This is a genomic window from Sphingomonas sp. NFR04, from assembly GCF_900114095.1.
Taxonomy (GTDB): Bacteria; Pseudomonadota; Alphaproteobacteria; order Sphingomonadales; family Sphingomonadaceae; genus Sphingomonas.
Map to the genome: position 1 here is coordinate 208,108 of NZ_FORV01000004.1, position 26,816 is coordinate 234,923.

Annotated in this window: 28 protein-coding genes; 15 read left to right on the forward strand and 13 right to left on the reverse strand. The window is 68.0% G+C overall.

What is annotated here, in order from left to right; all coding sequences use genetic code 11:
- Window positions 1–9 precede the first annotated feature (9 nt).
- Entirely contained in the window at window positions 10–906 is an 897-nt protein-coding gene (locus tag BM009_RS13440; RefSeq protein WP_093296941.1) for a KPN_02809 family neutral zinc metallopeptidase, read from the reverse strand.
- A gap of 135 nt (window positions 907–1,041) precedes the next feature.
- On the opposite strand from BM009_RS13440, the gene BM009_RS13445 reads away from it, so the two are divergent.
- The 4 genes from BM009_RS13445 to BM009_RS13460 all read left to right on the forward strand — a co-directional run bounded on the left by BM009_RS13445 (window position 1,042) and on the right by BM009_RS13460 (window position 4,992).
- Window positions 1,042–2,193 carry a patatin-like phospholipase family protein gene (locus BM009_RS13445; RefSeq protein ID WP_093296943.1) on the forward strand — a complete coding sequence of 384 codons (1,152 nt, stop codon included), beginning with the start codon at window positions 1,042–1,044 and terminating at the stop codon, window positions 2,191–2,193.
- A gap of 21 nt (window positions 2,194–2,214) precedes the next feature.
- Complete coding sequence (locus BM009_RS13450; protein WP_093297342.1) at window positions 2,215–3,000, forward strand: 3-hydroxybutyrate dehydrogenase; 786 nt, start codon at window positions 2,215–2,217, stop codon at window positions 2,998–3,000.
- Window positions 2,997–3,623, forward strand: coding sequence for a DUF4893 domain-containing protein (locus tag BM009_RS13455; RefSeq protein WP_093296945.1), 627 nt, complete (start codon window positions 2,997–2,999; stop codon window positions 3,621–3,623). Before BM009_RS13450 ends, BM009_RS13455 begins: the two co-directional genes overlap by 4 nt.
- 82 nt (window positions 3,624–3,705) lie before the next feature.
- Window positions 3,706–4,992 (forward strand): amidohydrolase, encoded by a 1,287-nt coding sequence (locus BM009_RS13460; RefSeq protein ID WP_254772299.1) that lies wholly within the window; start codon window positions 3,706–3,708, stop codon window positions 4,990–4,992.
- Window positions 4,993–5,152: 160 nt separating this feature from the next.
- On the opposite strand, the gene BM009_RS13465 is transcribed toward BM009_RS13460, so the two are convergent.
- The 10 genes from BM009_RS13465 to coxB all read right to left on the reverse strand — a co-directional run bounded on the left by BM009_RS13465 (window position 5,153) and on the right by coxB (window position 12,724).
- Window positions 5,153–5,791, reverse strand: a complete 639-nt coding sequence (locus BM009_RS13465) for a hypothetical protein (RefSeq protein WP_093296948.1) — start codon at window positions 5,789–5,791, stop codon at window positions 5,153–5,155.
- Window positions 5,792–5,897: 106 nt separating this feature from the next.
- The gene (locus tag BM009_RS13470) at window positions 5,898–6,530 is read right to left on the reverse strand and encodes an SURF1 family protein (protein WP_093296950.1); all 633 of its coding nucleotides are present in this window, start codon (window positions 6,528–6,530) and stop codon (window positions 5,898–5,900) included.
- 1 nt (window position 6,531) lies between these two features.
- The gene (locus tag BM009_RS13475; protein ID WP_254772283.1) at window positions 6,532–6,933 is read right to left on the reverse strand and encodes a DUF983 domain-containing protein; all 402 of its coding nucleotides are present in this window, start codon (window positions 6,931–6,933) and stop codon (window positions 6,532–6,534) included.
- 1 nt (window position 6,934) lies between these two features.
- The gene (locus BM009_RS13480; protein WP_093296953.1) at window positions 6,935–7,819 is read right to left on the reverse strand and encodes a cytochrome c oxidase subunit 3; all 885 of its coding nucleotides are present in this window, start codon (window positions 7,817–7,819) and stop codon (window positions 6,935–6,937) included.
- A gap of 36 nt (window positions 7,820–7,855) precedes the next feature.
- The gene (locus BM009_RS13485; protein ID WP_093296955.1) at window positions 7,856–8,395 is read right to left on the reverse strand and encodes a cytochrome c oxidase assembly protein; all 540 of its coding nucleotides are present in this window, start codon (window positions 8,393–8,395) and stop codon (window positions 7,856–7,858) included.
- Window positions 8,392–8,529, reverse strand: a complete 138-nt coding sequence (locus tag BM009_RS22635) for a hypothetical protein (RefSeq protein WP_175488000.1) — start codon at window positions 8,527–8,529, stop codon at window positions 8,392–8,394. The genes BM009_RS13485 and BM009_RS22635 overlap by 4 nt, the downstream gene beginning before the upstream one ends.
- A 29-nt stretch (window positions 8,530–8,558) precedes the next feature.
- On the reverse strand, window positions 8,559–9,464 hold the full coding sequence (locus tag BM009_RS13490) for a heme o synthase (protein ID WP_093296957.1): 906 nt from the start codon (window positions 9,462–9,464) through the stop codon (window positions 8,559–8,561).
- A 40-nt stretch (window positions 9,465–9,504) separates the two neighbouring features.
- Window positions 9,505–9,789, reverse strand: a complete 285-nt coding sequence (locus BM009_RS13495; RefSeq protein ID WP_093296958.1) for a hypothetical protein — start codon at window positions 9,787–9,789, stop codon at window positions 9,505–9,507.
- Window positions 9,790–9,949: 160 nt separating this feature from the next.
- On the reverse strand, window positions 9,950–11,608 hold the full coding sequence (gene ctaD, locus BM009_RS13500; protein WP_093296960.1) for a cytochrome c oxidase subunit I: 1,659 nt from the start codon (window positions 11,606–11,608) through the stop codon (window positions 9,950–9,952).
- A 3-nt stretch (window positions 11,609–11,611) separates the two neighbouring features.
- Window positions 11,612–12,724 (reverse strand): cytochrome c oxidase subunit II, encoded by a 1,113-nt coding sequence (gene coxB, locus BM009_RS13505; RefSeq protein WP_093296961.1) that lies wholly within the window; start codon window positions 12,722–12,724, stop codon window positions 11,612–11,614.
- 170 nt (window positions 12,725–12,894) lie between these two features.
- Between coxB and pyrE the strand changes: the two genes are divergently transcribed.
- The 7 genes from pyrE to BM009_RS13540 all read left to right on the forward strand — a co-directional run bounded on the left by pyrE (window position 12,895) and on the right by BM009_RS13540 (window position 19,464).
- Entirely contained in the window at window positions 12,895–13,479 is a 585-nt protein-coding gene (gene pyrE, locus BM009_RS13510; protein WP_093296963.1) for an orotate phosphoribosyltransferase, read from the forward strand.
- Window positions 13,476–14,204 (forward strand): pyridoxine 5'-phosphate synthase, encoded by a 729-nt coding sequence (locus tag BM009_RS13515; protein ID WP_093296964.1) that lies wholly within the window; start codon window positions 13,476–13,478, stop codon window positions 14,202–14,204. Before pyrE ends, BM009_RS13515 begins: the two co-directional genes overlap by 4 nt.
- A gap of 157 nt (window positions 14,205–14,361) precedes the next feature.
- Window positions 14,362–14,775 carry a holo-ACP synthase gene (gene acpS / locus BM009_RS13520; protein WP_093296966.1) on the forward strand — a complete coding sequence of 138 codons (414 nt, stop codon included), beginning with the start codon at window positions 14,362–14,364 and terminating at the stop codon, window positions 14,773–14,775.
- Entirely contained in the window at window positions 14,775–15,665 is an 891-nt protein-coding gene (lepB, locus tag BM009_RS13525) for a signal peptidase I (protein WP_093296968.1), read from the forward strand. Before acpS ends, lepB begins: the two co-directional genes overlap by 1 nt.
- Window positions 15,662–16,759, forward strand: a complete 1,098-nt coding sequence (locus BM009_RS13530; protein ID WP_093296970.1) for an AI-2E family transporter — start codon at window positions 15,662–15,664, stop codon at window positions 16,757–16,759. The genes lepB and BM009_RS13530 overlap by 4 nt, the downstream gene beginning before the upstream one ends.
- A gap of 4 nt (window positions 16,760–16,763) precedes the next feature.
- Window positions 16,764–17,405 carry a maleylacetoacetate isomerase gene (maiA, locus tag BM009_RS13535; RefSeq protein ID WP_093296972.1) on the forward strand — a complete coding sequence of 214 codons (642 nt, stop codon included), beginning with the start codon at window positions 16,764–16,766 and terminating at the stop codon, window positions 17,403–17,405.
- A complete protein-coding gene (locus tag BM009_RS13540) occupies window positions 17,398–19,464 on the forward strand; it encodes a TonB-dependent receptor plug domain-containing protein (protein WP_093296974.1) in 2,067 nt (688 codons plus the stop codon). Before maiA ends, BM009_RS13540 begins: the two co-directional genes overlap by 8 nt.
- Here the strand turns inward: BM009_RS13540 and BM009_RS13545 are convergent.
- Window positions 19,449–20,543, reverse strand: coding sequence for a glycosyltransferase (locus BM009_RS13545; RefSeq protein ID WP_093296976.1), 1,095 nt, complete (start codon window positions 20,541–20,543; stop codon window positions 19,449–19,451). The two genes, BM009_RS13540 and BM009_RS13545, sit on opposite strands and share 16 nt — an antisense overlap.
- 187 nt (window positions 20,544–20,730) lie before the next feature.
- On the opposite strand from BM009_RS13545, the gene BM009_RS13555 reads away from it, so the two are divergent.
- From BM009_RS13555 to BM009_RS13565, 3 genes are read left to right on the forward strand one after another with little or no spacing between them, the layout of a single operon-like run.
- Window positions 20,731–21,657, forward strand: coding sequence for a hypothetical protein (locus BM009_RS13555; protein ID WP_254772284.1), 927 nt, complete (start codon window positions 20,731–20,733; stop codon window positions 21,655–21,657).
- Complete coding sequence (locus tag BM009_RS13560; protein WP_093296981.1) at window positions 21,654–22,175, forward strand: DUF2141 domain-containing protein; 522 nt, start codon at window positions 21,654–21,656, stop codon at window positions 22,173–22,175. Before BM009_RS13555 ends, BM009_RS13560 begins: the two co-directional genes overlap by 4 nt.
- An 8-nt stretch (window positions 22,176–22,183) precedes the next feature.
- On the forward strand, window positions 22,184–23,383 hold the full coding sequence (locus BM009_RS13565; protein WP_093296983.1) for a glycosyltransferase: 1,200 nt from the start codon (window positions 22,184–22,186) through the stop codon (window positions 23,381–23,383).
- Here BM009_RS13565 and BM009_RS13570 read toward each other — a convergent pair.
- Window positions 23,320–24,867, reverse strand: coding sequence for a hypothetical protein (locus BM009_RS13570; protein ID WP_093296984.1), 1,548 nt, complete (start codon window positions 24,865–24,867; stop codon window positions 23,320–23,322). The two genes, BM009_RS13565 and BM009_RS13570, sit on opposite strands and share 64 nt — an antisense overlap.
- A gap of 270 nt (window positions 24,868–25,137) precedes the next feature.
- Between BM009_RS13570 and BM009_RS13575 the strand changes: the two genes are divergently transcribed.
- Window positions 25,138–26,763, forward strand: a complete 1,626-nt coding sequence (locus BM009_RS13575; protein WP_093296985.1) for an alkaline phosphatase D family protein — start codon at window positions 25,138–25,140, stop codon at window positions 26,761–26,763.
- The last annotated feature ends 53 nt before the right edge of the window (window positions 26,764–26,816 follow it).

A 26,816-nucleotide genomic window follows, 5' to 3' on the forward strand; every position in this document is an offset into this window, starting at 1 on the left:
AAGTAACGATCAGAGCGCGGTGTTGAAGGTGTCGCACTGGCGCGGGTCGCCGGTCTCCATGCCGCGCTTGAGCCACGCCATGCGCTGCGCCGAGGTGCCGTGGGTGAAGCTGTCCGGCACCACGCTGCCCTGTGCCTCCTTCTGCAGCGTGTCGTCGCCGATCGCGTTGGCCGCGGTCATGCCTTCCTCGATATCGCCCGGCTCCAGCCGGTCGCGGTTGCGCGCGGCCCAGACACCGGCAAAGCAGTCCGCCTGCAGCTCCAGCTTGACCGAAAGGCGGTTGCCCTCGGTTTTGGAGCCGCGCGCCTGCGCCTGCGAGACTTCGGTCGAGGTGCCGAGCAGGTCCTGGATGTGGTGGCCCATCTCGTGCGCGATCACATAGTCGCGGGCGAAGTCCCCCTTGGCGCCGAAGCGGTTCTGCAGCTCGTCGAAGAAGCTCGTGTCGATATACACGCCCTTGTCGCTCGGGCAATAGAAGGGGCCCACCGCCGAGGTCGCCGCGCCGCAGCCGGTGTTCGCGCCGCCCTGGAAGAACTTGATCGTCGCGGGGCGATAGTCGTTGCGGCCCATCTCCTGGAAGATCTTGCCCCAGGTGTCGTCGGTGCTGCGCATTACCCGGCAGGCTTCCAGCCGACGCTCGTTCACCCGGCACACCTGCTGGCCGGACTGGCCTGCGGTGGGCGAGCGCCCGGCGCTGCCGCCACCGCTCTGGCCCAGCATGCCGCCGCCGCCGCCGAGGCCGAACATCACCAACGCGATGATGCCCACCAGCACGATGCCGCCGCAGCCCATGCCGCGGCTGAGGAACATCGGCAGCAGCCCCAGCAGCGGAAAGCCACCGCCGCCACCGCCGCCGGAGCCGAGGTCCTGCGCGTTGTCGGTCGGATCCAGATCGTCGAGCCGCATCGGGCCTCCCCTTTTGTTCGATTGCCGTCACAATGCTTCAGTCGCGTGTGCGTTGCACGTGCTTCTCACGCGGTTAGCCGCGCCACTAACGGCACTCGTATTGCTCCGCAGCATGCTTTGGGTCAGACCCGGTGCATGGCTGATGCTGAGTCCCGCCCGCCCCGCCGTCGCCGCCATGCCGCACCCGGGATGCCGCTGCCCGACACCGTCGCCCTCGTGCTGCAGGGAGGCGGCGCGCTCGGCAGCTTCCAGGCAGGCGTGATCGAGGAGCTCGCCGCGGCCGAGATCGAGATCGATTGGGTGGCGGGCATCTCGATCGGCGCGGTCAACGCCGCCTTGTTCGCCGGCAACCCGCCCCAGCGGCGACTGGAGGCGATCCACGCCTTCTGGGACCAGGTAACCTCGGCGCTGCCCGAATTCCTGCCCTCACTCAACGATCAGGCGCGCGAGATCGCCCATGCCTGGTCGGCCGGCGCGGTGATGCTGGGCGGTGTGCCGGGCTTTTTCCGCCCGCGCCCGATCCCGCCGATCTTCGCCGCGCCCGGTACACCCGGCGCGCTGAGCTATTACGACACCACGCCGCTACGCGAGACGCTGGACCGGCTGGTCGACTGGGATCTGCTCAACAACGGGCCGGTCCGCCTGTCGGTGGGGGCGGTCAACATCCAGAGCGGCAATTTCCGCTATTTCGATACGCGCGACGAACGCATCGACGCGCGGCACATCATGGCCTCTGGTGCGTTGCCGCCGGGGCTGCCGCCGGTCGAGATCGACGGCTGCTGGTATTGGGACGGGGGCCTCGTCTCCAACACCCCGCTCACCCATGTCCTCGATCGGCAGGAGGCCGAGATGCTCGTCTTCCAGGTCGATCTCTTCCCCGCCGCCAACGAGCTGCCGCGAACGATGACCGACGTGCTCGGCCGCGAGAAGGAAATCCGCTATTCCAGCCGCACCCGCGCGATCTCCGACGAGCGGCTGCGGCTGCGCAACGCGCGCGAGACGGTGCGGCGGCTGCTCGAAAAGCTGCCGGACCATATCGCCGACGAACCCGAGGTGAAGGCGGTGCGCGAGCTGGTGACCGAATATCCGGTCAACATCGTCCAGCTGATCTACCGCGCCAAGTTGTGGGAAGGCGATTCGCGCGATTACGAATTCTCCACCCGCACGATGCGCGAGCATTGGGAGGCAGGGCGGATCGCAGTGGCCAACACGATGGCGAATTCCCGCCTCATCGCACAGAACATCCTTGACGGCGACACCGCCGCGTTCGACCTCACCCCCCGCTAAAAGACTCAAAGGAGTATGCCGATGTTCCTCAAGGGCAAGTCCGCGATCATCACCGGTTCCACCTCGGGCATCGGCCTGGCCTATGCCAAGGCGCTCGCCGCCGAGGGTGCCAATGTGCTGATCAACGGCTTCGGCGACGCCGCCGCCATCGAGAAGGAACGCGCCGCGCTGGCCGAGACCAGCGGCGGCAAGGCGCTGTACGACGCCGCCGACATGACCAAGCCCGACCAGATCGCGGCGATGGTGGCGCGCGCCGAGGCCGAATTCGGCGCGGTCGACATCGCGATTGCCAATGCCGGCATCCAGCATGTCGCGCCAATCGACGAATTCCCGATCGACAAATGGGATGCGATCCTCGCGATCAACCTCAGCTCCACCTTCCACCTGATGCGCGCGGCGATCCCGGGCATGAAGCAGCGGAAATGGGGCCGGATCATCTCCACCGCCAGCGCGCACAGCCTGGTCGCCAGCCCCAACAAGTCGGCCTATGTCACCGCCAAGCACGGGCTGGCCGGCCTCACCAAGACGGCGGCGCTGGAAGTGGCGACGCACGGCATCACGGTGAACTGCATCTCGCCGGGCTATGTCTGGACCCCGCTGGTCGAGAACCAGATCCCCGACACGATGAAGACGCGGAACATGACGCGCGACCAGGTGATCAACGACGTGTTGCTCGATGCCCAGCCGACCAAGCAGTTCGTCCAGCCCGAGCAGGTGGCGGCGCTGGTCCTGTTCCTGTGCCGCGACGAAGCGGCGCAGATCACCGGCTCGAACTATTCGATCGACGGCGGGTGGACCGCCGAATGATGCTGCGCACTCTGGTTGCCTTGGGCCTGGGCGCGGCGCTGGCCGGTTGCAACGCCTATCATGAGGCGACCTCGCCGGGGATGGACACGCGTCTCCCCTGGCGCCGGATCGCGACCGACGTCGATCGCACCAAGCTGCGCAACTGGCGCAAGGCGTGGAGCGAGGCGCTGCCGCTCGCCCGCGCCGCCGATGTGAAGCTGATCGAGGGCGATCCCGCGCTGTTCGATCCCGATCGGGCGCTGGACACCGCGATGCCGCCGGCCGGCGCCTATCGCTGCCGCACCTTCAAGCTCGGCGGCGGCGGCACGGCGGTGACCGCGATCGTCACCTATGACTGGCGGCCCTGCCCGATCACCGCGGACGGCGACCTGCGCCACTTCCGCATCGAAGGCGGCGTCCAGCGGCCCGACGGCAATTTCTTCCCCGACGTGACCGCCCGCGTGACCTTCCTCGGCACGCTGGAGGTGGGGGATGACAGCGCGCCGCTCCGCTACGGGCTCGACAACAAGCGCGACCTGATCGGCTATGGCGAGCGGATCGGCGACCAGCGCTGGCGGCTGGTGCTGCCCTATCCGGCGTTCGAATCGAAGGTCGACGTGATCGAGATCGTGCCTGCGGTTTGACAGGCGGGCGGGCAGGCGTGACACTCGGGCCCATGATCGAAAAGGGGGCCCGATGTTCACGTCTTTCCTGTTGGCCGGGGCGATGAGCCTCGGCGCGCCTTCCGCCGCGGCCACCGCCGATCCGGTGCGCGATGCCACGGCCAAGGCGATGCCGCAGCTGATGGCGCTCTACCGGGACCTCCACGCCCATCCCGAACTCAGCCTGCACGAGGTGCAGACCGCCGCCAAGCTTGCCGCCGCCGCGCGCGAGGCGGGCTATGACGTGACCGAGAAGGTGGGGGGCACCGGCGTGGTCGCGGTGCTGCGCAACGGTGCGGGCCCGGTGGTGCTGATCCGCGCCGACATGGACGGGCTGCCGGTGGTCGAGAATACCGGACTGCCCTTCGCCTCCAAGGTCCGCGCCACGACCGACGAAGGGATCGAGAGTGGCGTGATGCACGCCTGCGGCCACGACACGCACATGGCGAGCTGGGTCGGCACGCTGCGCAACCTCGCCGCGATGAAGGATCGCTGGCACGGCACCGTCGTGATGATCGCCCAGCCGGCCGAGGAGCGCGGGCGCGGCGCCAAGGCGATGCTCGACGACGGGCTGTTCACCCGCTTCCCCAAGCCCGCCTATGCGATCGCTTTCCACGACAGCGCCAGCCTGCCCGCCGGGCAGATCGGCGTGACGCCGGGCTATGCGCTGGCCAATGTCGATTCGGTCGATATCGTGGTGAAGGGGGTGGGCGGCCACGGCGCCTATCCGCACACCACCCGCGACCCGATCGTGCTGGCCGCGCGGATCGTCACCACGCTGCAGACGCTGGTCAGCCGCGAGATGGATCCGCAGCAGCCGGCGGTGGTCACCGTTGGTGCGATCCATGGCGGATCGAAGCACAACATCATCGGCAACGACGTGACGATGCTGCTCACCGTGCGCAGCTTCACCCCCGAATCGCGCCAGCAGCTGCTCGACGGCATCGCCCGTATCGCCAAGGGCGAGGCGATCGCAGCGGGCGTGCCCGAGGACCGGATGCCGGTGGTGTCGGTAAAGGACGAATTTACCCCCGCGACGTTCAACACACAGCCGCTCGCCGGGCGGCTGCAGGGGCTGTTCACCGCACGCTTCGGCAAGGACCGGGTGGTGGAGACCAAGGCGGTGATGGGCGGCGAGGATTTCAGCCGCTACTGGCTCGCCGACAAGAGCATCCAGAGCACGATCTTCTGGGTGGGCGGCGTGCCCCAGGCCAAATGGGATGCGGCGCAGGGCGGCAAGGCGATGCTGCCCTCGCTCCACAGCGCCGAATGGGCGCCCGATGCCGAGGCGGTGGTCAGCACCGCCACCGAGGCGCTGACCGCCGCGGCGCTGGATATTCTGAAGCGATAAGGGCCATCGGGCGGTGAATCCAATCCTCCCCCGCTAGGGGGAGGTGGCGCCGAAGGCGACGGAGGGGGAGGATTCCTGCCGCTCGCGAGGTTCTGGCAACCTCCCCCTCCGAGCCGCTGCGCGGCCCACCTCCCCCTGGCGGGGGAGGATCAATCCGTGCTCAAAGCTTGCCGAACACCGCTTCATAGCCAGCAGTATCGCCCGCGGCGAGGAAGCGGGCCTGCTCGGTCCAGCGATCGCGGGTCATGCGGCCCTGGAAGCTGCCGAGCTGGGCGTCGAGCGCCCGCGCGCTGGCCTCATCGAGCGCGGCGAGCTGCGCGAAGCGGGTGATGCCGAGTTCGTTGAGACGGGCCGCCAGCTTGGGGCCGATGCCCTTCAGCCGGGTGAGATCGTCGCCGCCCGCAGCGGGCGTGGGTTCGACAGGCGCCGGTTCAGCGGGCGCCGGCTCGGCATTGGTGTCCGCGGCGAGCGCGGCCGACGGGGCGGCGACCGGCGCCGCGGCCGCGATCGGCTCGTCGGCGAGCGGGCCGGGCTCGGGCGTGGGGGCCGGCGCTTGGGGAGCCTCGGGGATTTCCGACACCGGTTCGATCGGCTTGGCCGGATCGACGACTTCGAGTTCGCCGCGCTGGTCCAGCTCCTCGCGCGCCTTGCGTCGGCGGATCGCCAGCCGGGCACCCCAGATCAGGATGAACACCGCCAGCGCCGCACCCAGCGCGATGAGAATGAAGGAGGTAGTCAGCCAGCCGGTCTCGGCAGTCGCGGCGACTGCGCCATAGCCCTGGGAAACCTGATCGTTCATGCATGCCGCTCCAAGGTTCGCTTGCCTTGCCCCACCCTTAGCGCGCGGTGCGGCCGCGTCCACCCGTCTCCGTGGCGGTGCGTAGCCTGCAACGGACAGTCGGGGACTAGCGGATTCGCGGCTCGGGCGCCCCGCGCGCGCGCAGCCGCAAGGCTAGGACATAGATGATGATCGCGACGCCGGCGAACAGGAACCACTGCACCGCATAGGCGAGATGGTTGTTGGGCACGCTGGCGATGTCGGGCGGGGCGCTGGGCTGGAGCCCCGGCGCGCCCTGATCCGACACCAGCATCAGCGGCTGCGGCGCGGAATCGAACACGCTCGCGATCAGCGGACGATGATCCGGCGCGCGCGTGAGGGTGCCGCTGACGATCCCGCCGGGCCAGCGCGGGCGGAACATCGGGTCGCGGGTCACCCCCATGTCGACCAGCAGCGTCGCGTCGGCATGGGTGCGGCAGGTGGCGATCTGCCGCCAGCCCTGCAGGCCCTGCACCCCGCGGCCGCCCTGGCGCACCCAGCCGGTCACCGCCTGACAGGCCGAGCGGGCGTGGCGGAACAGCAGCGAGGCGTCGGCCGCGCCGCTCTCGATCGTGATCGTCGGTTGCAGCGTGTTGGCGGCGAACATCGCCAGCGCGCTCTCTTTCTGCGTCTTTCGGTCGAGCTGCCAGAAACCGAGCGCGATCATCGCGGCTACCGCAAGGCCGACGAGCAGGGTGGGGATCGGCGGCACGCGGCGCATCTCAGTCCCCGGCGATCCGGCCCTCATGGGCCCGGTTGCGATATTCGAGCGCGAGCAGCAGCCCCTTCGCCACCCGCAGCGACCCCACTACCATCGCCAGCGTGACCGGTGGCCAGACCAGCAGATGCACCCAGAAGGGCGGGGACAGGCTGAACTCGAGCCACAGCGCCAGCACCGTCACCAGCGCGCCGATGCCGAGGGTGAGGAATACCACCGGCCCGTCGCCGACGTTGAACCTGGTGAAGTCGAGCCCGCAGGCCGAGCAGCGTTCGGCAAAGGCGGTGAAGCTGCGGAACAGCGTCCTGGCACCGCAGCGCGGACAGCAGCCCTGGAGGCCGGATGCGATCGGGGGCGGCAACGCAGCGCTGCCGCCCCCTTCGGGATCGGGTGTGGTCTCGGTCACGTCAGCCGGCGTGGACCGGCGCGCCCCAACCGCCCCAGACATAGATCGACGCGAACAGGAACAGCCAGACGACGTCGACGAAGTGCCAGTACCAGGCCGCCGCCTCGAAGCCGAAATGTTGGCGGGGGGTGAAGTCGCCGCGATAGGCGCGCACCAGGTTCACGATCAGGAAGATCGTGCCGACGATCACGTGGAAGCCGTGGAAGCCCGTCGCCATGAAGAAGGCGCCGCCATAGCTGGAGCCATGCTCGCTTGCCGCCTTGAAGGGGAAGGGGGCCTCCATATACTCATAGGCCTGGAAGCAGCTGAAGGTGAAGCCGAGGATCACGGTGAGCCAAAGGCCCTTCTTCACCGTATCGTTCTCGCCGACGCCGATCAGGCCCCAGATTCCGCGCAGTTCGCCGCCGCGCTCATTGTGGATCAGCCCGTGGTGCGCCCAGGTGACGGTACAGCCCGAGCAGAGCAGGATCAGTGTGTTGAGCAGCGGGAACTGCCAGGCGTCGAGCACTTCCATGCCCTTGGGCGGCCAGGTGCCGCCGACCGCCTCGACGGTGGAGGGGAAGAGCGAGAAATCGAACCAGGCCCAGAACCAGCCGACGAAGAACATCACTTCGGAAGCGATGAACAGGATCATGCCGTAGCGCAGATGGAGCTGGACGATCGGCGTGTGATCGCCGGCATGCGCCTCCTGGATCACCTTGCCCCACCAACCGAACATGGTGAGCAGCACCAGCAGGAAGCCGGTGGTGAGCACCAGCGTGCCGTTGGGATATTTGTGCATCCACATCACGCCGCCGGAGGCGAGGATCACGGCGCCGAGCGAGCCCAGCAGCGGCCAGATGCTCGGCGGCAGGATATGATACTGGTGGTTCTTTGCTCCAGCCATGGGCGTATCCCAATCCTCTCTCTATTTGGCGCGATGCTAGCTTGGTGTCTTCGGCGAATCCACTGGATAAAATGTATAGGAGAGCGTGATCTCCTGGACATCGCGCGCGTCGGGATCCTTCAGGATTTTCGGGTCGACGAAGAAGATCACCGGCATGCGGACGGTCTGGCCCGGCTGCAGCGTCTGCTGGGTGAAGCAGAAGCACTGGATCTTGGTGAAATATTTGCCGACCTGCGCGGGCGTGACGTTGAACGTCGCGGTGCCGGTGATCGGGTGATTGGACGTGTTGGTCGCCGTGAAGAACGCCATGTCGCGGCCGCCGATGTCGATGGTGTCGGCACGGCGCTCGGGCGCGAACTTCCAGGGCAGCTTGGGGCTGACATTGCTGTCGAACGCGATGGTGATCTTCTGGCCGGTCGCGCCCGGCGCGCGCAGCCCGCGCTGGGTCGTGCCGTTGAGGCCGGTCGCCTCGCAGAAGATGCGGTAGAGCGGCACCGCCGCGAAGCCGAGCCCGGTCATGCCGCACACCAGCACGGCACCCAACAGGCCGACCCGCAGGTTGCGGCTGATCCTCACCCGCCGTGACCGATCTTCATCTTCACGATCGAGATCGCGAACACCAGCACGACGAACCCGCCGAGCAGCAGCGCCATCACCCGGGCGCGCGATCGCTGGCGCGCGCGGATCAGCTCCAGTTCCGATGTGGGCATTCGAATCACATCCTCTCCGCGGGAATCGTTCATCCGATCCACCCGTCGATCACGAGCGCACCGAATAGCACGAACAGATACAATATCGAGAATTTGAACAGCCGCTTTTCCGGGATCATACGGTCTTCCGGCTCGGTGCGGCGGGTCGCGACCTGGATCGCCATGGCGAGGAAGATGCCCGACATCACCGCGGCGGTGAGGCCGTAGATCATGCCGGCAAGCCCCAGCGGCCAGGGCGCGGCGGCGGCGGCGATCATCGGCAGCGTGTAGAGGCCGATCTGGATGCGCGTCGTGCGCTCGCCCGCGACGACCGGCAGCATCGGTACGCCGGCATTGGCGTAATCGGTCTTCACGAACAGCGCGAGCGCCCAGAAATGCGGCGGGGTCCACAGGAAGATCAGCGCGAACAGGAGCAGCGGCAGCGTTGCGACATTGCCGGTCGCCGCCGCCCAGCCGATCAGCGGCGGGAAGGCGCCGGCCGCGCCGCCGATGACGATGTTCTGCGGCGTCCGGCGCTTGAGCCAGATCGTGTAGACGAACACGTAGAACAGGATCGAGACGGCGAGGATCAGCGTCGCGACGAGGTTGATCGCGACATACATCAGCACCAGGCTGAAGACCGCGAGGCCCACGCCGAAATGCAGCGCCGATTGCCGGTCCATCCGGCCGGCAGGCAGCGGGCGGCCTTGCGTCCGCTTCATCTTGGCGTCGAGGTCTGCCTCATACCATTGGTTGAGCGCGCCCGCCGCGCCCGCCCCCAGCGCGATGCACAGGATCGCGGTGAAGCCGAGCACCGGGTGGATCGGCACTGGGGCAGCCAGCATGCCGCACAGCCCGGTGAAGACGACCAGCGTCATCACCCGGGGCTTGGTGAGGGCAAGGAAATCACGCCAATCGGCGGGCAGTGCGGGATTGGCGTTGGTCACGGACATCATCGTTCCCGATATACGGCGCGCGCCCGGCGGGCGAAAGAGGTCAGCCGAGTCGCTTGGCGTTAGCCCGCACCTTGCGGCGATAATGCCGCAGCGTCTTGCTCGCCTGCGCCTCGGGCGTGCTGCCCAGCCGGCCCGTGGCTGCAGCAACCTGAAGCTCCCAGGCGGCCTGCATCTTCTCCGCGACCATGCGCTGCGCCTCTGCGGTGGCGCCAGGGCCGCCGGCGGCGAGCTTGGTCAGTCGCATTCCGATCACGGTCGAAGCCTCGATACCCAGCATCCAGCTGTCGAGGCCGATCTTCATCCAGTCGGCATAGGGCGTGCGCATGGGGAGTCTCCAAGGGTGACGTTGCCGTCTGAACGCATGTGCAGGACCTGCGGGGCCAAGCGTATATCATGGTTCGGTTACCGACTTTATCCAAAGGTCGGCGAAAACGAAAAAGCCCCGGAGGAGCCCCCGGGGCTTTTGTCGTCCGGCCGGAGCCGGATCAGTCGATCTTGGGCAGCGTCTCGAACTGGTGGAAGGGCGGCGGGCTCGACAGCGTCCATTCGAGCGTGGTCGCGCCTTCGCCCCAGGGATTGGCCTCCGCCTTCTTGCCCGCGAGCAGCGAGTAGATGACGTTGACGAAGAACACCGCCATGCCCGCCGCCATGATCATGTAGCCCACGGTCGCGGTGTGGTTCCAGTAGGCATATTGGTCCGTATAGTCGGGGATGCGGCGCGGCATGCCCTGCAGGCCCAGGAAGTGCATCGGGAAGAACAGCAGGTTCACGCCGACGAAGAACACCCAGAAGTGGATCTGGCCGAGCAGCTCGCTGTACATCTTGCCCGTCATCTTCGGGAACCAATAGTAGAAGCCCGCGAACAGGCTGAACACGGCGCCCAGCGACAGCACATAGTGGAAGTGGGCGACGACGTAATAGGTATCCTGCATATAGTCGTCGACGCCGCCATTGGCGAGGACGACGCCGGTCACGCCGCCGACGGTGAACATGAAGATGAAGCCGATCGCCCAGACCATCGGGGTCTTGAAGCTGATCGAGCCGCCCCACATCGTCGCGATCCAGGAGAAGATCTTCACGCCGGTCGGCACCGCGATCACCATGGTGGCGGCGGTGAAGTACATCTTCACCTGCACCGGCAGGCCGGTGGTGAACATGTGGTGCGCCCAGACGACGAAGCCGACCAGGCCGATCGCCACCATCGCATAGGCCATGCCGAGATAGCCGAACACCGGCTTGCGGCTGAACGTCGCGATGATGTGGCTGACGATGCCGAAGCCCGGTAGGATCATGATGTACACTTCGGGGTGGCCGAAGAACCAGAACAGATGCTGGTAGAGCACCGGATCGCCGCCATACTGCGGATCGTAGAAGGCGGTGCCGAAGTTGCGATCGGTGATCAGCATGGTGATCGCCGCGGCCAGCACCGGCAGCGCGAGCAGCAGCAGGAAGGCGGTGACCAGCACCGACCAGGCGAACAGCGGCATCTTGTGCAGCGTCATGCCCGGCGCGCGCATGTTGAAGATCGTGGTGATGAAGTTGATCGCGCCGAGGATCGACGCGGCGCCCGCCAGGTGGAGCGAGAAGATCGCGAAGTCGACCGAGGGCCCAGGCTCGCCATAGGTGGAAAGCGGCGCGTAGACCGTCCAGCCCGTGCCCGCGCCGACGCCCACGAAGGGCGAGAGCATCAGCAGGATGAAGCCTGCCACGGTCAGCCAGAACGAGATGTTATTCATCCGCGGGAAGGCCATGTCGGGCGCGCCGATCATGATCGGCACGAACCAGTTGCCGAAGCCGCCGATCATCGCCGGCATCACCATGAAGAACACCATGATCAGGCCGTGCGCGGTGATCAGCACGTTCCAGAAGTGCATTGCCTCGTCGAACGTGCCTTCGCCGTGCAGCTTGGCGACCCACCAGGGCAGGTACTGGATGCCCGGTTCCATCAGTTCGGCGCGCATGATGCCCGAGATCGCGCCGCCGATGATCCCCGCGAAGATCGCGAAGATCAGGTAGAGCGTGCCGATGTCCTTGTGGTTGGTCGACATGAACCACCGCGCGAAGAAGCTCGGCTTGTGATCGGCGTCATGCTCGCCATGCGCATGGTCGTGCGCGGCGGTGTAGGGGAGCGCGGTATCGGTCATGGCTCAGTTGCCCGTGTTGCCGGCGCCGGCGGGATTCGCGGTCGCAGGCTGGTTGGACGGTGCCGGCGTGGCGGTGGCATTGACGGTGGGTTCGGCGTCCGTCGAGCCGTTGGCGGCGGCGTCGGTCGCGTCGTTGCCGATGGCGGTGGTGCTCGCCGGTTCCGCCTTGGCGCCCGGCATGGTGCCGCCCTTGGAGGCGACCCACTGCGCGAACTTGGCCGGGCTCACCGCCTCGACGGCGATCGGCATATAGGCGTGGCGCGCGCCGCACAGTTCGGAGCACTGGCCGAAATAGACGCCTTCCTTCTGGATGATGAAGCTCGTCTCGTTCAGGCGGCCGGGGATCGCGTCGAGCTTGATCCAGAAGGCGGGCATCGCCCAGCTGTGGATCACGTCGGTCGCGGTCGTCACCAGGCGGATCGGCACGCCGACCGGCAACACCACGCGCTGGTCGGTCGCAAGCAGGCGAGGACCATCGGCATCGGTGCGATAGCGCTGGCCCTTGCCGACCTGGCCCTCTTCCTTGAGCATGTTGGCGGTCAGCTGGATGTTGCCGTTGTCCGGATATTCGTACGACCAGAACCACTGGTTGCCGATCGCCTTCAGCGTCACCGCGCCCTTGGGGGCGGGCTTGAACTGCGCCGCGAGCAGCTTGATCGACGGGATCGCGATCGCGACCAGGATCAGCACCGGCGCGAGTGTCCACACGATCTCGATCGCGGTGTTGTGGCTGGTGCGCGACGGCGTCGGGTTGGCGGCGCGGCGATAGCGGATGATCACCCACACCAGCAGCAGCAGCACGAAGATCGAGATGATCGTGATCAGCGGCAGCAGAATCGTGTTGTGGAACCAGTGCGCTTCCTGGCCGGTGGGGGTCACCTGCTGCTGCAGGTAGAAGGCCTTGTCGACCGGTTCGCCGGTGCCGGGCACGGCCGTGTGCAGCGGCTTGCCGGCGGCATCAAGCGTCGGGTCGGCAACCTTGGCGGCGGGTGCCGCAGGGGCGGGTTGCGCCGCGGTAGCGGCAGGTGCAGCCGGGGCGGCGGGTTGTGCCACTCCGGGGGAAGCGAAGGCCAGACCAGCGGCCAGCAGGATCGTCGGTACCAAGAAACTGCGCATAAGGTGTTGTCACCCCTCTCCAGGAACGCACAACCGGGGCATCCTAGCGGCCCTTTGAACCAAAGGTATAGCTGGGAAAAGGCCATGCTCAACCTTTTTCGCGTGCGGTTGCGGTAGCAGGCCTCGCCACTTAAAGGATCGTTCCACCGTTGACTTCAGGAGCCCAGACATTGACCGGAGACGCCATCCTCGACGAATTTCGCGACGCAGGCGCGTTGCTTGAGGGGCATTTTATCCTGTCTTCGGGTTTGCGCTCTCCCGTATTTCTCCAGAAGATGCGGATCTTCGAGGACCCGGTCCGCACCGAGCGGGTGTGCGGCGCGCTGGGGAAGTTGATTCGCGAGACCTTCGGCGAGGTCGACATCGTCGTCTCGCCCGCGATCGGCGGGATCATCCCCGGCTATGAGACGGCGCGCGCGCTCGGCTGCAAGGCGGTGTTCGTCGAGCGCGAGGACGGCGAGTTCCAGCTGCGCCGCAGCTTCGAGATTCCCGAAGGCGCACGTGTCGTGATGGTGGAGGACATCGTCACCACCGGGCTCTCCTCGCGCGAATGCATCGCGGCAATCCGGAAGCATCCCGGCACGCTGGTGGGCGCGGCCTGCATCGTCGATCGCTCGAACGGCAAGGCGGACGTGGGCGTTCCGCTGATTTCGCTCACCAAGCTGGACGTGCCCGCCTATCCGGCCGACCAGCTGCCGCCCGAGCTGGCGGCGATCCCGGCGATCAAGCCGGGGAGCCGGGCGATCACCGCATGACCGGCAAGCTGCGCCTCGGGGTCAATATCGACCATGTCGCCACCGTGCGGAACGCGCGCGGCAGCGGCTATCCCGATCCCGTGCGCGCGGCGCTGCTCGCGGCCGAGGCGGGCGCGGACGGCATCACTGCGCATCTGCGCGAGGATCGCCGGCACATCACCGATGGCGACATCGCCCGGCTGGCCACCGAACTCACCGTGCCGCTGAACCTTGAGATGGCGGCGACCGAGGAGATGCTGGCGATCGCGCTGAAGCATCGCCCGCACGCCGTGTGCATCGTGCCGGAGAAGCGCGAGGAGCGCACCACCGAGGGCGGGCTGGACGCCGCCGGCATGTTCGACTTGCTCGCGCCGATGGTCGCCAAGCTGCGCGACAATGGCAGCCGCGTATCGCTGTTCATCGAACCCGAGGCGCGGCAGATCGACGCGGCGATCCGGCTCGGCGCGCCCGTCGTCGAGCTGCACACCGGCCGCTATGCCGAGCTGGACGGCGAGGAACTCGCGGTGGAGCTGAAGCGCCTGTCCGACGCGGCGGCGCTGGCGGCGCGCAACGGCATCGAGCCGCATGCGGGTCATGGCCTCACCTTCGACAATGTCGTGCCGATCGCCGCGATCCCGCAGGTGATGGAGCTCAACATCGGCCATTTCCTGATCGGCGAGGCGATCTTCGACGGGCTCGGTCCAGTGGTCCAGAGGATGCGCACGCTGATGGATTCCGCCCGGTGAGGCTCGCCCCCCTTCTCCCTCTCCCGCTTGCGGGAGACGGCCGGGGTGAGGGTGAGTCGGGTTCACATCGGCCGGCCTGCTCGCTTACACCACACACCCTCACCCTTCCGCCGCCTGTGGCGGCTCCCTCCCTCTCCCGCAGGCGGGAGAGGGACGCATGATCCTCGGGCTGGGGTCGGATCTCTGCAATATCGAGCGGATCCGCAATTCGCTCGATCGCTACGGCGCGCGGTTCGAGCAGCGGGTGTTCACCGAGGTTGAGCTCGCCAAGGCGGCCAAGCGCCCGCACAATTATGCGCCGACGCTCGCCAAGCGCTTTGCGGCCAAGGAAGCATTTTCCAAGGCAGTCGGAACCGGGTTCAGCCGGGGCGTGTTCATGAAGGATATCGGCGTGGTTAATGCACCGTCTGGCGCACCCACGCTCGCGCTGACCGGCGGGGCCAAGGCGAGACTTGACGCCATGACGCCACCGGGACACGTGGCCAAGGTGCACCTGACGCTCACGGACGACATGCCCTGGGCGTTCGCGATGGTGATGATCGAAGCCGTGCCGGCGGAAAAGGACATGTAATGGGGGCGGACGAACTGGCGTTGAGCAGCAAGCGGAGCGAGCGACGCCAGAGCGCCACACGCCAAGGTACCGATTGGTGGGCCGAACTGCGCGGCCTCGTCTGGCTGGTGCTGGGCGTACTGGCCTTCCACAGCCTGATCGCCAAGCCCTTCTACATTCCCTCGGAGTCGATGCTGCCCACGCTGCGGGTGGGCGACCAGCTGATCGTCAGCAAATATCCCTATGGCTATTCCTTCGTCACCCCGACCTTCCATTTGCTGCCGCCGATCCCCGGCCGCATCCTCGGCCGGCTGCCCGCGCGCGGTGACATCGTCATCGTCACGCCGCCGCAGCACAGCACCGACTATATCAAGCGGGTGATCGGCTTGCCGGGCGACACCATTGCGGTCCGTGATGGTATCGTCTGGCTGAACGGCAAGCAGGTAGCGCGCGAGCCGCTGGGCGAGCGGCTGGTGCCGATCGACGGTAACACCCGCTGCGATCCCGACCCCGAGCGCGGCGGATCGATCTTCTACGAGGGCCGCCGCGTCGTCCACCAGGGCAAGGCCTATTGCAGCCTCACGCTGTTCCGCGAGACACTGCCGAACGGCGCCAGCTACGACATCGCCGACCTGGGCGATTCCGCCGGGGACAATTTCCCGCCGACCGTCGTGCCCAAGGACCATGTGTTCCTGATGGGCGACAATCGCGACAACAGCGCCGACAGCCGGTTCAGCCTCGAACAGGGCGGGCTGGGCGGTCCGGTGCCGTGGGAAAATATCGGCGGGCGTGCCGAGTTCATCACTTTTTCGCGCGACGGCTCGTCGACATGGAACCCGCTGACCTGGTTCACGGGTTTCCGCGGGGATCGGTTCGGCATTTCGCTGCACCCTACCCACGAGGATAAATGAGCAACGATCCGCTGGAATCCGCGCACGTCCGCGTCGTGCGCGAGCCGGGCCCGAACGAGTTTCGCGACCCCGCCACCCGCGCCGAATTCAAGAAGGCCGCGGTTTGGCTGGGCATGGCCGTCGGCATCGCGCTGGTCGTGCTGCTGATCCAGCCGCTGCTGATCATCTTTGCCGGGCTCGTCTTCGCTTCGATGCTCGATGGCGGCGCCCGGCTGCTCGGCAAGGTGCTGCCGATCCCGCGCGGGCTGCGCATCGGCCTGGTCCTGATCCTGGTCTTCGCGTTCTTCGGCCTCGTCTTCTACCGCACCGGCATGCAGATCTCCGAGCAGGCGGAGCAGCTGCGCACCACGCTGGAGGCGCAGGCCAACCGCGTTGCGCGCTGGGCCTCCGACATGGGGCTGATGCCCGGCCGCTCGGACATCAACGGCATGCTCCGCGAGGCGCTGGGCTCCGTGGGCAAGCTTACTAGTGCCGTGGGCACCGCGATCGGTGCGGTGACCAGCATGATCATGATCCTGATCCTCGGCCTGTTCATCGCGCTCGAGCCGCGCATCTACGAGCGCGGGCTGCAATGGATGGTGCCGCTCGACCAGCGTCACGCCTTCGCGCACATGCTGGGCGGCATGGCGACGACGATGCGCCGGCTGCTCGCTGGACGCCTGCTCGGCATGGCGTTCGAAGGCGTGCTGACCTGGATCCTGCTCAGCGTGGCGGGGGTGCCGATGGCGCTGCTGCTCGGTATCATCACCGGCGTGCTCGCCTTCATCCCCAATGTCGGGGCGATCATCTCGGGCGTGCTGATGGCGGCAGTGGGCTTCAGCGCCGGCCAGGAAACCGGCATCTGGGCGCTCGTCATCTATTTCGCCGTGCAGAATTTCGACGGCTATGTCGTTATCCCGATGGTTGCCAAGCGCACCGTCGATCTGCCGCCGGCGCTGACGCTGTCGTCGCAGATCCTCGCCGGCACGCTGTTCGGCGTGCTCGGCCTAGCGCTGGCCGATCCGATGGTGGCGATGATCAAGGTGGCGCTGGAGAGCAACGCCCGGCTGAACGGCAAGAAGCCCAAAAGCGACGACGACTCCGAAAAGGACTGAGCCGATGCTCGTGCTGCACGACTATTTCCGGTCCTCGGCGGGGTACCGGGTGCGGATCGCGCTCGCCCTGAAGGGCGTGGACCATGTGCGGCACGAGATTCCGCTGCTGGAGAACGCCCAGCGCAGCCCCGAGCATCTTGCCCGCAATCCCCAGGGGCTGGTGCCCGCGCTGGAGGCGGACGGGCGCATCATTACCCAGAGTCTGGCGATCCTGGATTGGCTCGACGCGCGTCATCCCGAGCCGCGGCTGATCCCCGCCGATCCAAATGCGCGGGCCGATGCGCTGGCGCGAGCGATGGTGATCGGGATGGACGTCCACCCGATCAACAATCTGCGGGTGATGCGGCATCTGGAGCATGGTGTCGGCGCCGATGCCGCGACGCGCTCGGCCTGGACGGCGCACTGGATGACCGAGGGGTTTTCGGCGCTGGAGGCGATGGTGCGCAACTCCGGCGGCGACGGCCCGTTCCTCGGCGGTGCCATGCCCGACATCTCCGACTGTTTCCTCGTCCCGCAACTGTTCAACGCCCGGCGCTTCGCCGTGCCGCTGGACGCCTATCCCCTTCTGCTGCGCGCCGAAGCGGCTGCCATCGTGCATCCCGCGTTCGTCGCCGCCCATCCGGATACCGTCGCGCCACATGCTTGAGAAACTGGGATGCGCCGTCGCGGCGCTGTGCGTGGCGGCGCCTGCCGTCGCGCAGGATCGTTCGCCGGACGAGATCGTCGTCACCGGCCGCGGGCTCAACGTGCCACCGGGCGATGCCGCCTATGACGTGGTGACGATCGACCGCGCCCGGCTGGCTGACACCGCGAGCAACCGGATCGAGGACGTGCTGGCGGACGTAGCGGGCCTCGCCCAGTTCCGCCGCTCCACCTCCACGTCGGCGCATCCGACGAGCCAGGGCATCACCCTGCGCGGGCTGGGCGGCAATGCCTCCAGCCGCGCACTGCTGCTGCTCGACGGCGTGCCGCAGACCGATCCGTTCGGCGGCTGGGTGCCGTTTCCGGCGTACATGCCCGGTCGCCTCGCCGGCGTGCGGGTGACGCGCGGCGGCGGCAGCGGCTTTGCCGGGCCGGGGGCACTGGCGGGTACGGTGGAGCTGGAGAGCGGCAGTCCTGCCGAGCTGGGTTTGCTGAACGTTGGTGCTTTTTACGGCAGCCGCAACAGCGTCGACGCGAATGCCGTCGCCGCGGTGCCGGTCAGCAGCGGCTTCTTCACCGTGGCGGGCCAATATGGCCGCAGCGACGGCTTCGTGCCGATCGTGAACCCCGGCCGCGTCGATCGCGCCGCGCCCTATGAGCAGGCCAGCGTCGCCGCGCGCGGCGTAACGGACGTCGGGGGCGGCACCGAGCTCCAGACCAACCTCTCCGGCTTTACCGACCAGCGCGACCGCGGCACCGCCTTCACCGATGTGCTGAGCAAGGGCGCGGATGCCAGCGTGCGTCTCGTCAAGCGCGGCAACGGGCAGAAGGGTGAATGGGGCTGGTCCGCGCTCGCCTATTTGCAGGTGCGTCAGTTCGAGAGCGGCTTTGCCAGCATCTCTGCCGCGCGCGACACGGTGAGCCCGGTCGTGCAGCAGGAAGTGCCGGCAACCGGCATCGGCGGCCGGATCGAAGTCGCGCCGCCCGTGGGCGGCGGGGTGACGCTGCGGCTCGGCGGCGACCTGCGGCGCGTTTCGGGCGAGACACGCGAACTCTACACCTTTGTCGGCACAAGCCCGACGCGGCGGCGAATCGCGGGCGGTGCCAGCCTCACCACCGGCGGCTTCGCCAATGCCAGCTACACCAGCGGCGGCTGGACGCTCGATGCCGGTGGCCGCCTCGACCATTGGACGATCTACGACGGCAGCCTGTTCGAGGCGCCGCTCGCCGCCGGCCCGGTGCTCACTGATTCGCGCTATGCCAACCGCCATGGCTGGGAACCGACTGGGCGGCTGGGTGCGGCCTATGCGATGGGCCCGGTGACGCTGCGCGCGGCCGGCTATCGCGGCTGGCGTCTGCCGACGCTCAACGAACTCTACCGGCCGTTCCGCGCGGGTGCCGATGCCACGGCCGCCAACCCCGGGCTCGACCCTGAGCGGCTGTGGGGCGGGGAAGTGGGCGTGGACCTGCGGCCCGCGCCCGACCTCGTCTTCCGCGCGACCGGCTATTGGAACCGGCTCGGCGGCGCGATCGCCAACGTGACGCTGGCGCGCGGGCCGGGGACTTTCCCTGGCGTCGGCTTCGTCTCGGCGGCGGGGGCCTATCGCCAGCGGCAAAATCTCGACGCGGTCGAGGCCAAGGGCATCGAGCTGGACGGGCAATGGACGCTCGGCGCCTGGAGCCTCGCCGGTTCCTGGGCCTATGCCGACAGCCGCGTCCACGCCTCGGGCGCGGCGGTCTCGCTCGACGAACTGCGGCCGGCGCAGACGCCGCGCTTCCAGGGATCGGCGACGCTCGCCTGGCGGGCGGCGATGGCCAATGCGTCGGTGACGGCGCGCTATGCGGGCGCGCGGTTCGAGGACGACCAGAACAGCGCCCTTCTCGATTCCGCCTGGACGGTGGACGCCACGCTGGGCGTGCCGGTCACCCGCGCGCTGCGGATCGAAGGCCGCGCCGAGAATCTGTTCGATGCAGAGGTGCAGGCGGGGATCAGTGGCGGCAACGTAATCGAGCGGGCGACGCCGCGCACGCTGTGGATCGGCCTGCGCTACGCGATGCGCTGACGGGCGAGTCGGCTGAACAGGGCGAGATAGTCGCCGACCGGATCGCCTTCGTCTGCGCGCGGGGCGGGGCGGGGGCGGCCGGGTTCGATCCAGTGATCGAGCGCGGCCGCTAGCGCATCGCCGTCCTCACGCGGAACCACGGTGCCGACCGCCGGCGAGTCGATGAGTTCGCGCACCGCCACGCTCGCTTCGGTCGCCACCACCGGCGTGCCCTGCGACAGCGCCTCGCGCACCACACCGGGCACGCCTTCGAAGTCCGAGGTCAGCGCCGCCACGGTCGCGCCTTTCAGTGCCGGCAGCGGATCGCTGGCATGGCCGGGCATCGTCACCCGATCGGCCAGCCCAAGTCGCGCCACCTGCGCCTCCAGTGGTGCGCGCGCGCTGCCCTCTCCGAGCAGCAGCAGACGGATCTCCGGGTCGGAAAGCCTCGGCAGCGCGTCGATCAGCCGGTCCCACCGCTTCTGCGGCTCCAACCGGCCCACCCCGACGATATAGCGCCCCTGGGGGAGCGCGATCGGCGCGGCATCGGCGATGCGTTCGGCGGGCGGGTTGGCGATCACGCTCACCCGATCGGCGGGCAGGGCCATCTCCGCCATTGCCTCGCGCGCCATTGCCGGAGTCATCGCGACGACATGATCGAGGAACCAGGGATGCCAGCGCAGCCAGCGGTTATACCCCCAGGCGACCATGCGCCACATCTCGTGCCGAACCAGCGCGTTCGACACCTTGGCGACGATCGGCGGGCAGTTGCGGCCGAGCCGCAGGCGGATTATCGCCGCGGCTGCGGTGTAGTAGTTGCCCGGGCAGAACACGACATCGGGGTCGACCTTGCGGACCACGCCCGGCAGCCGCATCAGGATCGGGTAGTGCGGGCTGCCCAGTTCGATCATCTCGATACCGGCAGGCACTTCGGCCGCCAGCGGCCCCTCGCACGCGCCCAGTACCAGCGTGACCCGGTGTCCCCTTTCGAGCCACCCGGCGGCCATGCGCAGCAGCGCACGTTCGACGCCGCCGCCCTGCAGAGTCTCTGCGAACGCCAGGATATGGAGCGGCGTGGAGGGGGGAGAGCGGTACAGCATCTACTTGCGGTTTGCCTTTCTAAAGCCCAAATCGCTGCCGGAATAAACCGCAATGTGTTGGGAAAGCCTAGCGTCGCGCGACGCGACCCGAATGGGGGAAACGTCGAAACGCGGGAAGTGAGTGAATGTTTCGGTCTTGTCGGTGGCGCTTTTGAACGGTTTGAACAGGCAGGCTGAGGAGGCTTCGGTGAATACGCGCATGGCCGAAGCGGCGATCCCGGCTGCACCCGATCTTGCAGGGCTCGAGCCCGTCGAAAAGATCAAGCGTCGCTGGCCGATGTGGCTGGGGGCTGGGCTGACGCTGCTGATGGTGGCGGGGCTGGCGCGCGAGCTGTTCGGCGGCGGGCTGACCGGACTGGCGCGGGCGATGCCCACCAACCCGCTCTTCTACCTCGTCTTCGTGCTCTATTATCTGGGCTCGCCGACCTTCGACTACATCATCTTCCGCAAGCTGTGGCGGATCCCGATCGACGGGATGATCGCGCTCCACAAGAAGCGGATCGCGAACGAAGTGCTGCTCGGCTATTCGGGCGAGGCCTATTTCTATGCCTGGGCACGCCAGCGCACCCAGATGGTCGCGGCACCGTTCGGCGCGGTGAAGGACGTGACGATCCTCTCGGCCATCGCCGGCAACGCGATGACGCTGGCGGTGGTGGCGATGGCGCTGCCCTTTGGTATCGACCTGCTGAAGCCGGCCGAGTTCAACACGCTGATGGGCTCGATCGCGGTAATTTTCGCGATGTCGCTGCCCTTCCTGATCTTCTCCAAGCGGGTCTTCTCGCTGCCGCGCGGCGAGCTGTGGTGGGTGTTCAGTGTCCATTGCCTGCGCATCATCACCAGCTCGGTCCTGATCGCCTTCGCCTGGCATTTCGCGATGCCGCAGGTCTCGATCGGCATCTGGCTGCTGCTCTCCGCGGGGCGCCTGCTCGCCTGGCGCCTGCCGCTGGTGCCGAACAAGGAACTGCTGTTCGCCAGCTTCGCGATCATGATCATCGGCCAGGGCGAAGCGCTGTCCGAACTGATGGCGCTGATCGCCGGCCTCTCGCTGGTCGCGCACATGGTTCTGATCGCAGGCTTCGCCCTGCACGCTTTGCTTACGAGGAAAACCGCATGACGCGTACCGCCCTTCTGGCCGCGACGCTGCTTGCCGCCGCCGCTACCGCGCAGCCGGCCACCGCGCAGACGCTGGGCGAAGATGCCGGCGCCTGCACCAGCGGCCGCGGCCCCGCGATCCAGGCCGAGATCACCGGCCTCAAGGACCGCACCGGACGGCTGAAGCTGGAGCTGTATCCGGCGACCGAGGAGGATTTCCTCAAGGACGACCGGGACCTTTTGAAGGAAGGCAAGACCTTCCGCCGCATCTGGGCGAACACGCCGCCCTCCGGCCCGGTGATCCTGTGTATCCGCGTGCCGGCTCCCGGCGAATATGCGGTGCTGTTCACCCATGACCGCGACGGCAAGAACAAGTTCAACTTCTGGTCCGACGGCGCCGGCTTCCCCTCGAATCAGCGACTCGGGCGCAGCCGTCCCAAATTGCGTCAGGCGATGGTGCACGTCGGGAACGGAGTGACCACCGTGAACATTCGGGCGCAGTATCTGCGCGGCCTGGGAGGGTTCAGCCCGCTCGATTGAGGAACCGCATGCGCATCGTCGACGTCAACGAGTTCTACTCGCCAACCGGCGGCGGTGTTCGCACCTATCTCGATCGCAAGATGGGCCTGATGGCCGATCTGGGGCACGAACTGATCGTCGTCGCCCCGGGCGCCGAGGATGCGGTGGAGGAACGCCCCGGCGGTGGCGCGATCCACTGGATCAAGGCCCCGCCGCTGCTGCTCGATCGCAACTATCGCATCTTCGTCAAGGACGAGCCGGTCTGGGCCGCGCTCGATCGGCTGAATCCGGACATCGTCGAGAACAGCTCGCCCTGGCTGCCCGCCTGGACGGTGGGGCGATGGCGGGGCGACGCGCTCAAGGTCTATTTCGCGCATGGCGACCTGGTCGGCACCTATCCGCAGCGCTGGCTCGACAACGTCGCGACGCCGCTCCAGGTCGAGCAGGCATTCGGCTGGTACACCAAGTACATGGCGCGGTTCCTCGCGCACTACGACGCCTTCGTGACCAACGGCCCCGCGCTGGCCAAGCGATTCGAGCGGCGTGGGCTGAAGGTCGACGCCTCGGTGCCGCTGGGGATCGACCGGGGATGGTTCTCCCCCGATCTGCGCGACGAGAAGCTGCGCGTGTCGTTGCTCGCGCAATTGGGCCTGCCGCCCGAGGGGCATCTGCTGCTCGGGCTCGGGCGCCAGCACAAGGAAAAGCGCTGGCCGCTGGTGATCGAGGCGGTGGAGGCGGCGGCGAACGACCTGCCGGTGGGGCTGATGCTGCTGGGGGACGGCCCGCAGCGCGCGCAGCTCGAGGCGCTGATCGCCGACAGCCCGCACATCCGCATCTTCCGCCCGGTCTATGATCGGCTGCGACTCTCGCGCATCGTTGCCAGTTGCGACGCGCTGATCCACGGGTCGGATGCCGAGCCGTTCGGGCTGGTCGCCTGGGAGGCGCTGGCCTCGGGCTTACCGTTGATCGGCCCGGACGAGGGCGGGTTTGCCGAGATCGCCGAACCGCCTTTCGCTGAGACCTATGCCGCGCGCGACACGCTGTCGGCGGCCGACGCGATCCGCCGGCTGTTCGCGCGCGACCAGACGATCCTGCGTCATGCCGCGCGGGTGGGCGCCGCCAAGGTGCGCAGCGACGCCGATCATGCCGCCGCGCTGATGGACTATTATGCCGGCTTGCTGGCCACCCGGCGTGGCGGTGCTGCCGAGGACATCTCGGGCGCCGCGTAGACGGTAGTCGGTACCGTGCCGATCAGGTAGGTGCCGCGCGATACATAGCCGAGGCGGTGCAGGTAGCGCTGCACGCGGGCGCGCACGGCCAGCCGCTCCCCGCGGAACGGCGTGCGCATCACCACCACCGCCGGGCGCTGCGCGAAGATGCGATCCACCTCGGCGATCTGGTCGACCCCGAGCGCGCCGTTCTCGCGCTCCCGCGACAAATGGCTGGGGAACAGCCAGGGGCTCAACGCGCAGCGACCGGTGGCGCCGTACAGCATCGAATCGCCCGACTGGACGTAGAGGCAACCGGGGCCTCGGCCGATCGCGTCGGCGATCGTCGCCAGCTGGGCAGCATTGCCGCGCTTGGCCTGAGCGGCGAGCACGCAGATCGTGCCGGCGATCAGCGCCACGCCCAGGAGGATGGGCGCAACGATGCGGCGGCCGATCCGGTCCTGTGTGAAGAAGGCGGCGCAGCACAGGCTGCCCGGCACCATCACCGGCAGCGCGTAATGCGGGAACCAGGAACCGAACACGAGCAGCCCGACCATCGCCGCGATCAGCCAGCCGAGCAGCAGCCGCTCGGCCGCGGACGGGCCGCCCGCGCGCTGCATCCGCGCCCAGCCCAGGCCGCTCAGCACCAGCAGTGGCGCGAGCGGCACCATCACCTCGAAGAAGGCGCCGACCAGATCGAGGAAGGGGTCGCTGCGGCGATCTAGGATCGAGCCGAAATTGGCATAGGCCCAGGCGTCGAGATGGCCGAGCCAGGCATAGGCGCCGGCTGCGAGCAGCGTTGGCAGCATCGCCATGCCGGCATAGCCGAGGCCACGTCGCGCGACATGGTGGAGGTTTGCGCCGAGCACCGACTCGCGGCGCAGCAGCCACAGGCCGAGGAACAGGCCTTCGAACAGCACGGTGTACTTCACCTGCAGCGCCAGCCCGATCAGCAGCATCGCGAGCAGGTTGCGGCCGATGCGCACGGGGTCGCCGTCGCGGTCGTCGGCGCGCGGCAGCAGCAGCGCGACCGCGCTCATGGTGAGCAGGTTGTAGAAGACCGGTGCCTGTCCGCCCTGGCCGTCCGCCACGTTGAGCATCAGTATGTAGAGCAGGGCGGCGGGTAGCGCGCCGACGCCCCAACCGACCCGATCGGCCGTCCGCGCGATCATGCCGGCGGTGAGCACCACGCAGGCCAGCGCCATCATCTGATAGGCAAGAATGCCCCAGGGCATGCCCAGGGCCGCCGCCGGGGCATAGAGCAGGAACAGCCCGACGGGCTTGCGATCCCAGATGTCGACGAAGGGCAGCGCGCCGTGCAGCATGCGCTGGGCGGTGACCCAATAGAATTGCTCGTCCACCGCCACCAGCGGGTCGCCAAAGGTGACGGCGCGCACCACGATCGCCGCCGCGAGCAGCGCCATCCAGCGCGGCAGGGCGGCCGCTGCGGCGGCAAGGCCCGCTTTCGGCTCGGCGATGGCGAGCGTTGCGATCCGCGTCGCCATCAGTCGGCGAGGCCGAGCGCTATGTGGCGTGCTGCCCTATCCATGCGGCAGGGCGGCCGGGCGGTGCCCGGCGCAGTTGGGAATGCCTTCACGTGCGCCTTCGTCTCCGTGCCGCCGGCGGCTTTCCCGCTCGGCAGGGTGCGTTCCCCCAGTTCGTCACGCCCCGAAAACCCGATTCGCTGAAAGGCCTAGCCCAGCTTTGCGCCTCTGTCACGAACACGACACCTGGCGGCGGCAGGGAGCGCCCGACCGACAAGGGGACGCGACCAAATGACTCTTCGATTCGACCGCCGTGCGCTGCTGCTCACCGCTACCCTCGGCATCGGCGCGCTGGCGCTGCCCGGCATTGCGCTTGCGCAAGCCGCTGCCCGCGGCTTCACCCATTCGGTGGCGAGCGGCGAGCCGGGGCCGGACACGATGCTGCTGTGGACGCGCTACGTACCCGCCGATGGCGGCGCGGTGAAGCTGCGCGCGCAGATCGCCGCCACCGCCGACTTCGCCCGCATCGTCGCCGAGGGCGAACAGATCACCGGCCCGTGGCGCGACCATACCGCCAAGGTGACCGTCGCCGGCCTCGCGCCCGATACGCGCTATTTCTACCGCTTCGTGGCACCCGACGGCAGCTTCTCGCCGGTCGGCCGCACCAAGACGCTGCCGCTGGGCGACGCCCGCCGCTTCGGGATCGCGATCTTCTCCTGCTCCAACCTGCCGTTCGGCTGGTTCAATGCCTATGGCCATGCCGCTGCGCGCGACGACATCGACCTGTGGGTCCATCTCGGCGACTATCTCTACGAATATGCCAAGGGCGGCTATGCCCCCGCGGGCGGAGCGATCGGCGGCCGCTGGCCCGAGCCGGCGGGCGAGATGATCCATCTGGCGGACTATCGCCTGCGCTACGCCAGCTACCGTGCCGATCCCGATCTGCAGGCGCTCCATGCCGCCAAGCCGATGCTGGTCCAGTGGGACGACCACGAAAGCGCCAACGACAGCTGGGAAGGCGGCGCCGAGAACCACCAGCCGGACCAGGAAGGCGACTGGAGCGCGCGCAAGGCGGCGGCGATGCAGGTGTTCCGCGAATGGATGCCGGTCTCGGAAACGCCCTGGAGCACCTATGAGATCGGCACGCTGGCGACCTTCTTCCGCACCGAGAGCCGCTTGCTTGCGCGCAGCCAGCAGCCCGATGTCGCGCCGCTCTTCAAGGAAGCCGATCCGGTCAAGGCGCTCACCGCCTTCCGCGACGGAGCCTGGCACGATCCGGCGGTGACGATGCTCGGCAGCGAGCAGGAAGTGTGGCTCGACCATGCGATGCGCCGCTCGGTGAAGGCGGGGCAGCGCTGGCAGGTGGTCGGCTTCGGCACGATCATGGGCAACCTGTCGACGCCGGCCGCGGCCATGGACTGGCTGTCGCCCGACGCCGATCCGCGCGCCAAGGCCTATGTCCAGGCCGGCGTGCTGGCCGGTAAGCTGGGCCTGCCGCTCGGCTATGACAGCTGGGGCGGCTATCCGGCGGCGCGGGCGCGGTTCCTCAAGTCCTCGCAGAGCATGGGCGCCAATTTGCTCGTCGTGTGCGGCGACAGCCACAATGCCTGGGCGTTCGACCTCGCGCAGGACGGCAAGGCCGCGGGCGTCGAGTTCGCCGGGCAGGCGGTGACCTCGCCGGGCTTCGAAAGCGCGCTCAAGACCGATCCGAAGGTGATCGCCGCCGCGATGGTGAAGGCCAACCCCGAGCTGAAATGGTGCGACACCAGCCGCCGCGGGTACATGGCGCTGACGCTGACGCCGGACCAGGCGCGCAACGACTGGGTGTTCGTGGAGACGGTGGCCGAGCGCAGCCTCAAGGCGAGCGTGGGGCATAGCGCGACGGTGCAGCGTGGGCGCAACGTGATGGCGGGGTAAGCCAAAGCCTATCCTCCCCCGCCAGGGGGAGGTGGCCCGCGCAGCGGGTCGGA

Coding starts and splice junctions, on each gene's coding strand:
- BM009_RS13440 (WP_093296941.1), bottom strand. CDS start 906: ATGCGGCTCGACGATCTGGATCCGACCGACAACGCGCAGGACCTCGGC.
- BM009_RS13445 (WP_093296943.1), top strand. CDS start 1,042: ATGGCTGATGCTGAGTCCCGCCCGCCCCGCCGTCGCCGCCATGCCGCA.
- BM009_RS13450 (WP_093297342.1), top strand. CDS start 2,215: ATGTTCCTCAAGGGCAAGTCCGCGATCATCACCGGTTCCACCTCGGGC.
- BM009_RS13455 (WP_093296945.1), top strand. CDS start 2,997: ATGATGCTGCGCACTCTGGTTGCCTTGGGCCTGGGCGCGGCGCTGGCC.
- BM009_RS13460 (WP_254772299.1), top strand. CDS start 3,706: ATGAGCCTCGGCGCGCCTTCCGCCGCGGCCACCGCCGATCCGGTGCGC.
- BM009_RS13465 (WP_093296948.1), bottom strand. CDS start 5,791: ATGAACGATCAGGTTTCCCAGGGCTATGGCGCAGTCGCCGCGACTGCC.
- BM009_RS13470 (WP_093296950.1), bottom strand. CDS start 6,530: ATGCGCCGCGTGCCGCCGATCCCCACCCTGCTCGTCGGCCTTGCGGTA.
- BM009_RS13480 (WP_093296953.1), bottom strand. CDS start 7,819: ATGGCTGGAGCAAAGAACCACCAGTATCATATCCTGCCGCCGAGCATC.
- BM009_RS22635 (WP_175488000.1), bottom strand. CDS start 8,529: ATGCCCACATCGGAACTGGAGCTGATCCGCGCGCGCCAGCGATCGCGC.
- BM009_RS13490 (WP_093296957.1), bottom strand. CDS start 9,464: ATGATGTCCGTGACCAACGCCAATCCCGCACTGCCCGCCGATTGGCGT.
- BM009_RS13495 (WP_093296958.1), bottom strand. CDS start 9,789: ATGCGCACGCCCTATGCCGACTGGATGAAGATCGGCCTCGACAGCTGG.
- ctaD (WP_093296960.1), bottom strand. CDS start 11,608: ATGACCGATACCGCGCTCCCCTACACCGCCGCGCACGACCATGCGCAT.
- coxB (WP_093296961.1), bottom strand. CDS start 12,724: ATGCGCAGTTTCTTGGTACCGACGATCCTGCTGGCCGCTGGTCTGGCC.
- BM009_RS13515 (WP_093296964.1), top strand. CDS start 13,476: ATGACCGGCAAGCTGCGCCTCGGGGTCAATATCGACCATGTCGCCACC.
- acpS (WP_093296966.1), top strand. CDS start 14,362: ATGATCCTCGGGCTGGGGTCGGATCTCTGCAATATCGAGCGGATCCGC.
- lepB (WP_093296968.1), top strand. CDS start 14,775: ATGGGGGCGGACGAACTGGCGTTGAGCAGCAAGCGGAGCGAGCGACGC.
- BM009_RS13530 (WP_093296970.1), top strand. CDS start 15,662: ATGAGCAACGATCCGCTGGAATCCGCGCACGTCCGCGTCGTGCGCGAG.
- maiA (WP_093296972.1), top strand. CDS start 16,764: ATGCTCGTGCTGCACGACTATTTCCGGTCCTCGGCGGGGTACCGGGTG.
- BM009_RS13540 (WP_093296974.1), top strand. CDS start 17,398: ATGCTTGAGAAACTGGGATGCGCCGTCGCGGCGCTGTGCGTGGCGGCG.
- BM009_RS13545 (WP_093296976.1), bottom strand. CDS start 20,543: ATGCTGTACCGCTCTCCCCCCTCCACGCCGCTCCATATCCTGGCGTTC.
- BM009_RS13560 (WP_093296981.1), top strand. CDS start 21,654: ATGACGCGTACCGCCCTTCTGGCCGCGACGCTGCTTGCCGCCGCCGCT.
- BM009_RS13565 (WP_093296983.1), top strand. CDS start 22,184: ATGCGCATCGTCGACGTCAACGAGTTCTACTCGCCAACCGGCGGCGGT.
- BM009_RS13570 (WP_093296984.1), bottom strand. CDS start 24,867: ATGGCGACGCGGATCGCAACGCTCGCCATCGCCGAGCCGAAAGCGGGC.
- BM009_RS13575 (WP_093296985.1), top strand. CDS start 25,138: ATGACTCTTCGATTCGACCGCCGTGCGCTGCTGCTCACCGCTACCCTC.